Here is a 12,669-nt window from a genome sequence, read left to right on the forward strand (position 1 = left end):
TTCTGTTCACGGGTGCGGACTGCGACCCGTCGAGTGCTCATTGCGCCGGGGAGGTCTCCCGCTTGGCGTTGCGCGTCAGTTCGGCGATGGGATGGGCAAGAACCCGCCGGACGTACTCACGGTTCGTCGCACAGATTCCGAGGCTGTCTCCGCCGTAGTGCTCCATGAGGAGGATGCCGCGGTACCCGCTGCGGACCGCCTCGGAGATGACCTGGCGGTAGTTGATGATTCCCTGCTCCAACGTCGTGGGGGCCGAGGTCACGAAGTCGCCGCTTTCATCGCGGCTGTAGTTTTTGAGATGCCAGTAGTTTGCATACGGCAGCGTCTTCGCGTAGGCCTCGCGCCAGTCCTCAACGGGGCGGTGAAGACGCACGAGGTTACCGATGTCGGGATTGAGGCCCACGTTCGGCAGATCGATGTCCTCGATCATCCGCACCGCGCTGTCCGCGGATCCCAGGAATGTGTCCTCGTACATCTCCAGCGACAGCGCAAGGCCGACGTCCGCCGCGTGGCGGCCCAGCTCGCGCAAGCGGGAAACGGCGAGGTCCCAGATGTCTCCGTCATCAGGGTCGCTCGCACCGGGCTCGGTCCAGAACCACAGCGCGCGCCGCTGAGCGTGGGTGAACGGCTGGTGAAGGCCCGTGGACACGACGGCCATGCCCCATGCGGCGGCGGCGTCTATGGTGCGATGCGCGTAGGCGAGGTTGTCCTCGCCACGACCGGGCTCGATGACACTCGCCCGCTGCACGTGCACCGCAGGTGCCGCAACTCCGTTCTCCTGGAAAAGCGTCTTCATGTCCTCGAGGCGGGAGGCCGACATGTCGCCGATCCGTGCGTGGCTGTCGGCGAGCTCGACGAGGTCAAAGCCGACCGACCGAACGAGTTGCAGGACGTCGATCCACTCGCCCGCTGACGCGTCGTACAGGGGCTGCCCCGCCAAAGTTCTCGTCGGAACACCGTGGAGGCACGTCGCGATCGGCCAGTCGCTTGCCGAGAAGGGTACGAGCACCAGCGCCTCCCGCAGGTCAGAAATCAATTTCCAATAGGATATTGGGAACTGGAACAGACGGCAACGGTCGGCGGGAAGCAATTCCGTGACTCGAGCGGCGCTCTCTACTCGGCGGAGCGACCCAGCGAACGGGCCCGGACATTCTCGATGTGCTGCCTCATGGCTGCAGCGGCCGCCTCGGCGTCCCCGGATTCGAACGCCTCGACGATGGCGTGATGCTCCCGAGTGGCTTCTCTGACGTCCTCGGGGCCGCGAACGGCGATCTGGCGCATCCGGTGCGTCAGTGCCCCGAGGGAGCCGTACATATCGGCGAGGTAGCGATTGCCGGCGCAGGCGAAGATGGCGTTGTGGAACTCGGCGTCGCTGGTGAAGTACGCCTGGGTCGTCTCGATCGGGACAGATTCCTGCCAGCCATAGGCGACGATCTTCTCGGCATGCGCGTCGTGCGCGCGGGTGATCCGCCTGAGTTCCCGCAGGAGGCTGTCGCGGCGCGCGTGAGCCAGACGCGCGGCGTGCTCTTCGAGCAGGAGCCGCGCCTCGAAAAGCTCGGCCAGCTGCGTATCGTCCAGCGGCGGTGCCACCCGGTACCCGCGCTGGGCTACACGCGAGACGAGACCCGTGCGCTCGAGCATCACGAATGCTTCACGCACCGGCGTGGGCGAGACGTTCAGCGTGCGCGCAACGTCCTCAATCGAGAGGCGCTCACCGGATGCGATCCGGCCGTCGAGCAGTCTCCGCAGCACCGAGTCGTATACCTGTTCGCGCAGCCCGCGACGCTCGATCTCGTCCGCGTTCGTACTCGCTCGAGAGATCGTCATGGTGCCACCCAGCCCTTCTTCCGGACGCCCGCGTCGCGCTCCCACGCCGCGGAGCGTACTCCTCGGCCGCTAACCCTACTCGCCCGAACCGCGTCAGGGTCTTGCGCCGGCACTCGGCCTGCGACGAAGAAATGGCTCTTGACGGAAACGCCGGCGCCACTATCCTATAGGAAATACCCTGCTGGATGGATTGGCGAGGAGTCATCCGCACGACTTCCTGCTCCGTCATGTATCGCGCGCCCGCGCCGAACGATATCGCGGCACGCGTGCACGGCAGTCCTCTCAGCGCTGAGAAGGAAAGGCACATTGTGAAACTCATTCGAGGCTCATCACGCGTCGTTGCGACGGCGGCGGCACTGCTGCTTGGAGCCAGTCTGTTCGCGGCGGCGCCTGCCGCCGCCGAGACAGCCCCGCCACCGCCCATCGACATCGAACCCGCTGGCCAGCTCCCGCTCACTGGCAACCTCAACCTGCACGACCCCACAGTGTGGAAGAAGGGTGACACCTACTTCGCCGCCCCGAGTCACCGGGGAATCTGGACGGCCCCGGCGCTGGAAGGACCGTGGACGAACATCGGCAACGTCCCGACCGCTCCGTGGGCGGGCAGTGCCGTGTGGGCGCCCCACGTCCAGCAGATTGGTGACACGACCTACTACTACTACTCCACCTCGGCATTCGGCACGAACAACTCCGCCATCGGCCTGAAGACCACCAAGACTCCGGAAATCCCGTCGAGTTACGTGGACCACGGCGCCCCGATCGTGGCGTCGGGCACCCGATCTCCCGAGAACAACACGTTCAACGCCATCGACGCCGCACTGGAAAAGGACGACGACGGCAACTGGTGGATGACCTGGGGCTCGCACTTCGACGGCATCTTCATCCAACAGCTCGCGCCCGACATGGTGACTCTCATTGGCGAGCCGGTGAAAGTCGCGGACCGTGCCAGCGAGCGCTTCCCGTGGACGAACCCCAACTTCAACCGCATTGAGGGTCCGTCCGTCTTCAAGCACGGCGAATGGTTCTACCTCCTCACCGCGTGGGATTGGTGCTGTCGGGCCAGCGGCAACGACAACACGTACAAGATCGTTGCGGGTCGCTCGAAGGACATCCAGGGCCCTTACGTCGACAAGAATGGCGTGGACCTCGCCGAGGGCGGCGGAACCATCATCCTCAACAGCCGTGTGGCACAGGAAGGCGTGACCCCGAGCGGTCTGTATCGGTCACCCGGCGCGCCGGACTACTTCCGCGAGGACGGGGAGCTTTACCTCACGTACCACGCGCACCGCCCGGGCACCGTCATGGGCATCCGTCCGTTCAACTGGGACGACGGCTGGCCCTTCTTCTATGAGCCCGGCGGTGGCGCGTACGACATCTCCGACAAATCGCTCTACCAGCTGCGGGTGCAGGCGGGGAGCCTCTCCGACCCGAACAGTCTGCAGAACCCGGTGGCGAGTGAGAACTGCCTCAGCGCAAGCGGAAACAGCCTCCTTCTCGCGGAATGCGCGGACAGCAACGCCCAGTACTTCCAGCTGCACCGCAAGGGCGATGGCTTCTACAGCTGGCGGAGCCTCGACGGCGCGAAGGATCAGTGCGTCGCCATGACCTCACTCGACGGCAACGTCGGAACGCCCATCGCTCTGGCAGAGTGCGATGACAGCGCGTCGCAGCGCTGGTACTTCGATGACACCGGTCACGGCTTCCATCGCTTGGTGGGCGAGGCCTCGAACCTCGCGCTCGAGGTGTCGGATGCCGGTTTGTCGGTCGGATCCGAGATCGTGGGAGGCTTCCGCCGCGATGGTGATCACCAGGCAGGGAACCTGACCCAGGCCGCGAAGTGGCCGCCGCAGCAGTGGCGCCTTGAGATGGTGTACGACAACACCGCTCCGGTCGTCACGGCGTCGCTCGACAAGCGCCAGCGCCTCGTGATCGAGGCCAGCGACGACATGTCGGGCGTCGCTCTCATCGAGTACCGGGCGAGCAAACCGAATCAGCCCGACCTCGGATGGCAGGTCTACGACGGACCGGTCCAGATCGACGCCGCCAGCACGATCACCGTTCGCGCGACTGACGCGGTCGGCAACGTCAGCGAGGAGGTCGTCACCAGCAAGCGCCACCTGGGCTGAGTGCAGCAACTGTCTGGGGTGTCAGTCGGACTGGCACCCCAGACCTGTTATTGGAACGTGGATCGCGCGCCGGAGTGTCCGGCGGACGGCCCTTGATCGAGGAGAAGGACGCAACATGATTCGAATGAGTCTGCACGCCGTGGTGCGGAACACGACACTCGCTGCGCTCGTTGGCAGCCTCGCCCTACTGGGAGCAACAGCACCAGCGGCCGCGGATGACGCCGCCGACCTCAACCTCGGACCGGAGGTGGTGAAGACCGACACTGGGCCGACGGGCTACGAGGTGACCTTCCGCTACGCAGCACCCGACGACGTGGAGCGGGTGCGCATCTGGGGCGAGTGGCAGTTCTCCGACCCGGATGTCATCATCAACACGACTTCGGCAGAGGGCAAGTTCGGCGCTCAGTGGGAGCCCGGCGACATCGTCGCGCCGGCCGCTCCGGGCTTCCTCCTCTCGGACATGTCCAAGGGCGCCGACGGCGTCTGGACGTGGACGACGCCGCTGCCGGCCGGCACCTTCTCCTACCACTTCGTCCACGACGAGTGCCCTGGTCCGAGCAATGCCGGTTGCACGCGATACATCGATCCCGCCAACCCGGGCTGGGCATCGCAACTCAGCCCGACGGGCGCGCAGACCTTCGTCCAGGTCCACGTGCCCGCGCACCCGGACTTCCCGACCTACGACTATCCGTACCAGGTGCCCACACCGCCCGAGCGCACGGGCACCTACGAGCACCGGCAGTACATCTCGCCGAACTCCACCAACCCGCCCGGAACGCACCACCTGGTGGTCTACCTCCCCGCCGGCTACGACCCCGATCGCGAGGTGCCTTACCCCACTCTCTACCTCAGTCACGGTCAGGGAGGGAACGAGGCCCACTGGAACGCACAAGGTCTTTCGAACTTCATTATGGAGAACCTCGTCGCCGACGGACGTGCGCAGCCGATGATCATCGTCGGAACCAACTTCAATGGCCTCGCTGGTGACGCGGGTTATGCACACGACGTCAAGGACAACGTGATTCCGTTCATCGAGAGCGAGTACAACGTTTCTAATCGCGCGGAAGATCGCGCGTTCGGCGGTCAGTCACTCGGGGGGGCCCGCGCGTTGGGACTGCTGTACAACCACACACCGACGTTCGAGTATTACGGCGCGTGGGCGTCGGCGGCGTTCCCCGGTCTGCCCGATGCGGCACAGGTCGAGAACATGCGAGCGATTCGCGGAGGTATACACATGGGCACCGGCCTGCAGGACTACTTGGGGAACATCGCACCGAATTCCCTGGCGCGCGTAGATACGCTCCGTAACCACGGACTTGAGGTCGTCGAGCACAATGTCAACGGGACCCATACGTGGGATGCCGCGCGTCAGCTATACGAGCACTTCCTGCGCAACGTCGCCTTCCGTGCCACCACGACCAATGTGTCCTTCGAACATCGCGGTGCTGTCACGTGGGCAGTGGCGACGGTCGAACCGCTTGGGAACAGTCAGGCGCGCCCGACTGGATCCGTCCAGTTCATCCTCGACGGAGAGACCATCGGCGCAGCGGTGATCGATGACGAAGGCCAGGCACGCCTTCGCCTTGGATCTCCTAGGCAATTGCAGACGGGTGTCATCCAGGTTAGCTACCTCGGTGACGATCTGTTCAACGCCTCGGCCAGCGAACCGGTCTCCGCTCCGGAAGTGCAACCGCCCGGTCTCCGCGACCGCGAGTGACCCCAGCCGGGCGCCCCTTGCCCTGGAAACGGTCCGCAGAATATCCATCGCCTACCGTGCGTTACCGGAGCCGTGCGGTATTGCGAGCTTCTCGATCTCGTCGGCGAGTTCGATGATGGGTCGGCACGCATCGAGTTCCAGGGTCGCGCCGCGACGTAGCAGGGGCTCGATGTCCCGCGCGTATCGGTGAACCTCGGCCTGGTCGCGTTCTGATTTTCCGTAGGGATTGTTCGTACGCGTCGAGAGGCGGTGTAGCAGGACTTCGACCGGTGCGCTGAGAAGAATGACGGCCGCGAAGCGGTCGTGGAAGCGTCCCTGATTATCTACCGTGCCGGCTACGACCACGGGCGAGGCGGCCGATAGTAGAGAAGCCATTCTCGGTTCGTCCCACGCGCCGTCTGCGCGCACCCATCGGCCGTAGTCCGTGTCGATCGTTCGATGGCCTCGACGCGAGAGTTCGCTCAGCACCGATGACTTTCCGACGCCGGACATTCCAGTGATCAGAATGTGATCCACAACTCGGGAGCATAGTTCTCAGCCGTGCGGTAGCCGGTCCCTTGCCGCGCAGACTCTTCGCTAGAGACGCCTGCGCCAGCGCCGTCGCAGCTCGACGTCAGGGTCCTATGGTGGACCGTCGTTCGACCTCTCGAAGCCACGGGTCGAAATCCATGAGTTGCATCCGGTTTGCAGTGGACTCCTTGTACGCGGACCGCCAGCGCTCGATGACGTACATCGCATAGTCCACGTAGCCCGCTCCACGCTCAAGCCAGAGTCGATCGAAGGAAGCGAGCTCGCGAGGGTCGACGCCGAGTAGCTCATGCAAGCCGAGCCCGGTAGCCGCTCCGACTGCGTCCCGAACGCTTCGATGGAGATGCCAACCATCGGGCAACACGTCTCGATGAACTTCGATAGTCCTGAGCGCCCGATCTATCGTCTTCGACCACTTCTTTGCGTCGCGTGAGAACTGCACCTTGCGCATTCGCCGATGAAGCGGACGGAGAGCCTCCAAGATTTCGTCCGCGCCGGCTCGACGTCGTTCGCGGTGTCGGCGACGTTCGAGAACCCGGCCAAAACGACGCTTGAAAACTAGGCCACCCAGACCAGATTGGGTGGGTGATCTCCTTGGAAGATTGGGCGTTGATCAGGCGGCTGGTCGCGGACGGGGTTCCGCAGCGCCAGGTGGCGAGGGACCTCGGGATCGCGAGGGACACGGTCGCGGCAGCGGTGCGGTCGGATCAACCGCCGAAGTATCAGCGAAGGTCGCAGGCGACGTCGTTCTCGCCGTTCGAGCCGCGGGTGCGGGCGTTGCTGACGGAGCACCCGTCGATGCCGGCGACGGTGATCGCAGAACGGGTCGAATGGACCGGGTCGATCACCTGGTTCCGGGAGAACGTTAGGCGGCTGCGACCGGAGCATCGTCCGGTTGACCCGGCCGATCGGTTGTTGTGGGCGGCGGGTGATGCCGCGCAGTGCGATCTGTGGTTTCCGCCGCGGAAGATCCCGCTCGAGGACGGTGGCAGTGTGCTGCTGCCGGTGCTGGTGATCGTCGCGGCGCACTCGAGGTTCATCACCGCCAGAATGATCCCGACACGCAAGACCGAGGACCTGTTGCTCGGGTCGTGGGAGCTGATCCAGCAGTTGGGACGGGTGCCGCGCCGGCTGATCTGGGACAACGAGCCCGGCATCGGGCAGAAGGGCCGGCTCGCGCAGGGCGTGGCCGCGTTCGCCGGCACCCTCGCAACCAAGGTGGTGCAACTGCGGCCCTATGACCCGGAGTCGAAGGGGATCGTGGAGCGCCGCAACGGGTGGATGGAGAGCTCCTTCATGCCCGGTCGCACCTTCGCCTCACCCGCCGACTTCAACACCCAGCTCGCCGAGTGGCTGGAGCGCGCCAACGCCCGGGTGGTGCGGACCATCAAGGCGCGGCCGGTGGATCTGATCGAACACGACCGGTCGCGGATGCTCCCGCTGCCGCCGGTCCCGCTGCAGCTGGGCTGGCGGGAACGGGTGCGCCTGGGACGGGACTACTACGTGCGTCTGGATGCCAGCGACTACTCCGTCGACCCGACGGCGATCGGCCGGCTGGTCGACGTCGTCGCTGACCTTGACCGGGTCCGGGTGCGGCTGGACGGCCGGATCGTTGGCGACCATCGCCGCATCTGGGCGCGCGGTGCCGTCGTCACCGACCCGGCCCACCGCGACACAGCGAAGTTGCTGCGGCAACAGTTCCAGCAGCCCCGACCAGCTGTCGCCGACACAGATCTGACCCGGGATCTCGCCGACTACGACCGGGCGTTCGGAATCAGCGGGGTGGCGTGATGGCCAGCGCGAAGAGCACCGAGTCGGTCAAGCAGATCACCTACCTCGCCGGCGCGCTGAAGGCGCCCCGGATCAACGAAGCCGCCAGCCGGATGGCCGACCAGGCCCGGGACGCGGGCTGGTCGTTCGAGGACTACCTCGCCGCCGTGCTCGAGCGCGAAGTGTCCGCCCGCAACGCGTCCGGCGCGGAGTTGCGGATCAACGCCGCCGGGTTCCCCGCTCGCAAAACGCTCGAGGACTTCGATTGGGACGCGCAACCGACGGCCCGGCAGCAGGTGGCCGCTCTCGCCTCGGGCGGGTTCCTCCTCGAAGCGCAGAACGTGGTCCTGCTCGGCCCGCCCGGAACCGGGAAGACGCATTTGGCGACTGCGTTGGGGATCGTCGCTGCTCGGCACGGCCACCGGGTGCTGTTCGCGACCGCGACGGACTGGGTCACTCGGCTCACCGACGCGCACCGGCAAGGCAACCTGCCCCGCGAGCTCGCCCGGCTGCGGCGTTACGGGCTGATCATCGTCGACGAGGTCGGCTACCTGCCCTTCGAACAGGACGCCGCGAATCTCTTCTTTCAACTCGTCTCGAGCCGATACGAACACGCGTCGCTGATCCTCACCTCGAACCTGCCGTTCTCCGGGTGGGGCGGCGTGTTCGGCGACCAGGCCGTCGCCGCCGCGATGATCGACCGTATCGTCCACCACGCCGACGTCCTCACCCTCAAGGGAGCCAGCTACCGGCTCCGCGGCAGGGGCATCGACAGCCTCCCGAGCATCAAGACACAGGATCCGGCAGACTGAGCAAACGACAACCAGGTGGCCTAGTTTTCGCCCGTCGTTTTGGCCGGTTCTTCAACCGTCGTCGACACGCGGCTGTCACGCGCACGATCGCGCCTTCCGCCGTTCATGGCTTCCAACCCCGCGCCAGCCAAAGAGCCCACCGTCGCCGCGATCACCTCGGACATCTCAACTCCTCCCCACCCATGAACGGTTTGACACAAATCCTGGCGCAGTCCTCCGACATGAGTGATGTTGACTGACGCGGCGGCCGTGGCGCGCCTCGACCGCGCCGAACGGCAGCCGGTAGACCAACGTGCGCATTCCGCCGAGTCAGCGGAGCACGGCCGGGAGATGTGCGTTGCGCTTCGCGACGAGGCGCGGGAGGTACGGAACGCGCACGAGAGGCTCTGCGAGCGATCTGGAGATCGGTGAGGTGGTGTCGGTCGTCTGCGACCCTGGGCTGGTATCGAGACTCCGCGTGCATCGTCGCTGCCGTCAGGGCGTGATGATGTCCTCCGAGTCTCGCAGGTACACCAGCCTTAGCTCGACACCGTTCTGCACGGGTCTGCTGTAAACCCACACGGGCCGCCAGTCGAGGGGTGTGGGGCCGATCTGCGTCGGCTGCTCAGACAGTCCCATCCGCTCCACGAGCTGATGAGCTTTCTCACCCTCCGCCGGACGAACCGTCACATACGTTGTGGCTCTGTAGGGCTCGCGGTCGATCCGAGGTTCTCCCACGATTGTTGCGCCCGCCGGTGGTGTGATCAGCCATGCCGGCGGCTCGGCGTCCTTAGCGGTCCAGACCCCGAGCAGCTGCCAGATGACGTACCCGCCGACGATGAGCAGGGCGATCGTCCACGCGATGACGCGTCGGTCCTTGGCTGACAGGGGCCGTGGCGCGTCGTCGGTGTCGGTGTCGGGTCGCGCCATCAACAGGGTCTCCCTAGAAACGTGCGAGTCCGCAATCGAGCTAGCACCTAGATCCGCAGATCCCCGACGAAGCCGTTGCAGATGCCACTCTCGCTCGCGAGCGCCTGGTCGAGGATGGATCCGTCGTCGCTGGTCACCCACGTCGGGTAGGGCTGTTCCGGTATGGTCGCGTCGGCGCGAGCGGCGTACTGCTTGGATGCGGGCGCATCGTTGTCGACGAAGTAGGCATCCCAGGCTGCGTAGACGAACATGCAGTGGTAGATCCCGGCTGCGGTCGTATACCGCGACCAGTCACCCTTCCCGTGCCAGCGGCCAGCGGCGAGGCCTGTGATCGAAGACGGCCATGCGAACCCCGCGGGGATCTCGTCAGCCCAGGCGGCGACTTCCGCGTCGTACACAGTGTCTCGCGGGTCTACAGGGTGTGTCGGCGTGGGCGTCGCGGTCGGCGCGTCTGACGTGCTCGGGGTTGTTCGTGCCGACGTCGGGGCAGCCGAGGTGGTCTCCGCGGTGTGTCGTGGTGCAGCTTGGTCCGCGGGCACGGCACACCCGGCGAGGGAGAGCGCGATCGCAACAGCGGAGAACCCCAGAAGAAGCTTGCCGGCGCGGTCCACATGCGAATGCTCGCGTGTAACCGTGGCGGAAGTCAACAACGGCCCGGTCCGCGAGAATCGCATCTCTCCGACCGCAAGACGATCCGTAAACGGGCATTGCGCGGTGGAGGTGCCATCGCGCACGGCTCTCAGCACGTCCGTCTGCGATCCCTCCGCGGGCGGGCAGACCCGCACCGCCACCGTCGCGCACCCCCGCAACCGACGGGTGCTCGTATACCCCGCCCGCGCCTCCCGCCCGCGGAGGCGCCTCAACCGACGCGCCCCAGCGCCGGCGGCATCCGCCCCCCGCCCGTCAGCCGGCCAGCGCCTCCGAGAGCTTCACGCGGCCGCCCATGCGCAGCAGGGAGTTCTGGTAAATGCGGGCGGCGATGAGGATCGCGGCGACGCACGTCGCGATGAGGATCGCGATCGACACGAGCGGCTCCCACCACTGCGCCTGGCCGAGGAAGATGCGCATCGGCATGCCCACCGGCGCCGAGAAGGGCACGTACGACATGATCGCGAGCACGACCGGGTTGTCGTTGAAGAAGATCACCAGGAAGTACGGCGCCATCACCAGCATCGTGAGCGGCATCGTGGTCGAGCCGATGTCCTCCTGGCGCGACACCATCGACGCGGCCGCTGCGAACAGCGATGCCAGCAGGATGAAGCCGAACAGGAAGAAGATCGCGAACCAGGCGATGGGCCCGCCGAGTCCCTGCAGCAGCGCCGTCTGATCCGTGACGGTCAGGCCGATGACCGCGATGGCGGCGAGGATCAGGATCTGGCCCATCGCGAGGATCGTGTTGCCGATCACCTTGCCGGCCAGCAGCGACCGGACGGGGATCGCCGAGATCAGCAGCTCCACCACGCGGGTCTGCTTCTCTTCGACGACGCTCTGCGCGATCGTGCCGCCGAACAGCGACGCGGCCAGCAGGAACACGATGCCGAAGCCCACGGCGGCGATGTAGCCGAGCGCGGCGTTGCCCTCGTCGGGATTCAGCAGCTCGACGGGCGGCACCTGCGCGAGCTGCAGCAGCAGCGTCGTCGGCGGGGACGAGTCGGCGATCACGGCGAACCCCAGCGGCGACGACGGGTCGCCGACGACGCCGGCATCCACGGTGCCGTCGGCCACGAGCGCCTCGGCGGCGGCCCGGTCGTCGACGTCGGTGACGTCCAGGCCCTCCGCCGCCGCGACGTACTGCTGCGCATCGGCCGTCACGGCCACAGGGGTGCCGCTGTCGTTCGACGCCTGGAAGCCCGCCCAGATCACGAGCGCGAGCGCCCCGATGAACAGGATCGCCGTCGAGATCACGAACGCCTTGCTGCGCAGCTTCGACCCGATCTCGCGCTCGGCGACGAGCCAGATCGCCTGCCCGCTGCCGAGGGTCGCGCCGCTGCCGCGGGTGGTGCCGGGGGTGCTCACTGGATGACCTCCTTGAAGATCTGGGCGAGGGACGGATGCTGCGGCGCGAAGCTCGCCACATCCCCTTGGGCGACCGCGCGCCGCAGCACCCGCTGCGCGGTCTCGGCGGTGTCGGCGTCGAACACGGCGTAGCCGCCGTCGAAGTCGAGCACCTCGACGCCGGGCTCGGTGCGCAGCCAGCCGGCGTCGCCCGCCGACACCAGCTCGAAGCGGCGCGTGGAGTGCTGCGCACGCAGCGTGTCGCGGGCGCCGGCGGCGCGGATCGTGCCGCCGGCGATGATGACCAGGTCGTCGCAGAGCCGCTCGACGACGTCGAGCTGGTGCGACGAGAACAGCACGGCGGCGCCCGCCGCGGCGCGCTGCTGCAGCACCCCGGCGACGACGTCGACGGCCAGCGGGTCCAGGCCCGAGAACGGCTCGTCGAGGATCAGCACCTGCGGGTCGTGCACCAGCGCCGCGGCGATCTGCGCGCGCTGCTGGTTGCCGAGCGAGAGCGTCTCGACGTTGTCGTTCAGGCGCTCGCCGAGTCCGAGCCGCTCGAGCAGGGCCGTGGCGCGGGCGGTGGCATCCGTTTTCGAGAAGCCGTGCAGCCGCGCGAGATACACGATGTGCTCCAGCACCTTCATCTTCGGGTAGAGCCCGCGCTCTTCGGGCATGTAGCCGAAGCGGCGGCGGTCGGATGCCGTCACCTCGGCGCCGTCCAGCGTCACCGTGCCGCCGTCGCCGCCCAGCACCCCGAGCACGATGCGCATCGTGGTGGTCTTGCCGGCGCCGTTCCCGCCGACGAAGCCGGTCAGGCGGCCGGGACGCACGTCGAACGACACGTCGTCGAGCACGCGGCGCCCGCCATAGCTCTTCTCGATCCCGCGGAGTTGCAGCATCCTGAATCCCCTCTCCGGCTCGGCTGACCGAGTCCGTCGAGATCACCGTACGGAAGCCGCGAGCACCCCGCCTCCCCCTGCGG

At 66.7% G+C, this 12,669-nt stretch carries 12 protein-coding genes; 4 read left to right on the forward strand and 8 right to left on the reverse strand.

Annotated elements, in window-relative coordinates; translation table 11 throughout:
* Positions 1-37: 37 nt before the first annotated feature.
* Both ACZBH1_RS07450 and ACZBH1_RS07455 read right to left on the reverse strand, forming a co-directional pair.
* Positions 38-1,036, reverse strand: coding sequence for a sugar phosphate isomerase/epimerase family protein (locus tag ACZBH1_RS07450; protein WP_463645993.1), 999 nt, complete (start codon positions 1,034-1,036; stop codon positions 38-40).
* Positions 1,037-1,113: 77 nt separating this feature from the next.
* Positions 1,114-1,827 carry a GntR family transcriptional regulator gene (locus ACZBH1_RS07455; RefSeq protein ID WP_463645994.1) on the reverse strand — a complete coding sequence of 238 codons (714 nt, stop codon included), beginning with the start codon at positions 1,825-1,827 and terminating at the stop codon, positions 1,114-1,116.
* A gap of 227 nt (positions 1,828-2,054) precedes the next feature.
* Between ACZBH1_RS07455 and ACZBH1_RS07460 the strand changes: the two genes are divergently transcribed.
* Both ACZBH1_RS07460 and ACZBH1_RS07465 read left to right on the forward strand, forming a co-directional pair.
* Positions 2,055-3,953, forward strand: a complete 1,899-nt coding sequence (locus ACZBH1_RS07460) for a family 43 glycosylhydrolase (RefSeq protein WP_463645995.1) — start codon at positions 2,055-2,057, stop codon at positions 3,951-3,953.
* A gap of 124 nt (positions 3,954-4,077) precedes the next feature.
* On the forward strand, positions 4,078-5,670 hold the full coding sequence (locus ACZBH1_RS07465; protein WP_463645996.1) for an alpha/beta hydrolase-fold protein: 1,593 nt from the start codon (positions 4,078-4,080) through the stop codon (positions 5,668-5,670).
* 51 nt (positions 5,671-5,721) lie between these two features.
* Here the strand turns inward: ACZBH1_RS07465 and ACZBH1_RS07470 are convergent, their stop codons facing one another.
* A complete protein-coding gene (locus tag ACZBH1_RS07470) occupies positions 5,722-6,186 on the reverse strand; it encodes an AAA family ATPase (RefSeq protein WP_463645997.1) in 465 nt (154 codons plus the stop codon).
* Between the two features lie 597 nt (positions 6,187-6,783).
* On the opposite strand from ACZBH1_RS07470, the gene istA reads away from it, so the two are divergent.
* Both istA and istB read left to right on the forward strand, forming a co-directional pair.
* Positions 6,784-7,989 carry an IS21 family transposase gene (gene istA, locus ACZBH1_RS07475; protein ID WP_463645998.1) on the forward strand — a complete coding sequence of 402 codons (1,206 nt, stop codon included), beginning with the start codon at positions 6,784-6,786 and terminating at the stop codon, positions 7,987-7,989.
* Positions 7,989-8,780, forward strand: coding sequence for an IS21-like element helper ATPase IstB (gene istB, locus ACZBH1_RS07480; RefSeq protein ID WP_463645999.1), 792 nt, complete (start codon positions 7,989-7,991; stop codon positions 8,778-8,780). Before istA ends, istB begins: the two co-directional genes overlap by 1 nt.
* A 20-nt stretch (positions 8,781-8,800) precedes the next feature.
* Here istB and ACZBH1_RS07485 read toward each other — a convergent pair whose 3' ends face one another.
* The 5 genes from ACZBH1_RS07485 to ACZBH1_RS07505 form a co-directional block, all read right to left on the reverse strand.
* Complete coding sequence (locus ACZBH1_RS07485; RefSeq protein WP_463646000.1) at positions 8,801-8,944, reverse strand: hypothetical protein; 144 nt, start codon at positions 8,942-8,944, stop codon at positions 8,801-8,803.
* A gap of 310 nt (positions 8,945-9,254) precedes the next feature.
* A complete protein-coding gene (locus ACZBH1_RS07490) occupies positions 9,255-9,689 on the reverse strand; it encodes a hypothetical protein (RefSeq protein ID WP_463646001.1) in 435 nt (144 codons plus the stop codon).
* A 47-nt stretch (positions 9,690-9,736) separates the two neighbouring features.
* Positions 9,737-9,940 carry a hypothetical protein gene (locus ACZBH1_RS07495; RefSeq protein WP_463646002.1) on the reverse strand — a complete coding sequence of 68 codons (204 nt, stop codon included), beginning with the start codon at positions 9,938-9,940 and terminating at the stop codon, positions 9,737-9,739.
* Between the two features lie 652 nt (positions 9,941-10,592).
* Positions 10,593-11,705: an ABC transporter permease gene (locus ACZBH1_RS07500; protein ID WP_463646003.1), complete on the reverse strand. Its 1,113-nt coding sequence runs from the start codon at positions 11,703-11,705 to the stop codon at positions 10,593-10,595.
* Positions 11,702-12,586, reverse strand: coding sequence for an ABC transporter ATP-binding protein (locus ACZBH1_RS07505; protein ID WP_463646004.1), 885 nt, complete (start codon positions 12,584-12,586; stop codon positions 11,702-11,704). Before ACZBH1_RS07505 ends, ACZBH1_RS07500 begins: the two co-directional genes overlap by 4 nt.
* Between the last annotated feature and the right edge of the window lie 83 nt (positions 12,587-12,669).

The organism is Microbacterium sp. ZXT2-5, assembly GCF_055329545.1.

Bases quoted from the DNA above. Each gene is read 5' to 3' on its own strand.
- ACZBH1_RS07455 (WP_463645994.1), bottom strand. From the start codon at position 1,827: ATGACGATCTCTCGAGCGAGTACGAACGCGGACGAGATCGAGCGTCGC.
- ACZBH1_RS07460 (WP_463645995.1), top strand. From the start codon at position 2,055: ATGTATCGCGCGCCCGCGCCGAACGATATCGCGGCACGCGTGCACGGC.
- ACZBH1_RS07465 (WP_463645996.1), top strand. From the start codon at position 4,078: ATGAGTCTGCACGCCGTGGTGCGGAACACGACACTCGCTGCGCTCGTT.
- istB (WP_463645999.1), top strand. From the start codon at position 7,989: ATGGCCAGCGCGAAGAGCACCGAGTCGGTCAAGCAGATCACCTACCTC.
- ACZBH1_RS07485 (WP_463646000.1), bottom strand. From the start codon at position 8,944: ATGTCCGAGGTGATCGCGGCGACGGTGGGCTCTTTGGCTGGCGCGGGG.
- ACZBH1_RS07490 (WP_463646001.1), bottom strand. From the start codon at position 9,689: ATGGCGCGACCCGACACCGACACCGACGACGCGCCACGGCCCCTGTCA.
- ACZBH1_RS07495 (WP_463646002.1), bottom strand. From the start codon at position 9,940: ATGTTCGTCTACGCAGCCTGGGATGCCTACTTCGTCGACAACGATGCG.
- ACZBH1_RS07505 (WP_463646004.1), bottom strand. From the start codon at position 12,586: ATGCTGCAACTCCGCGGGATCGAGAAGAGCTATGGCGGGCGCCGCGTG.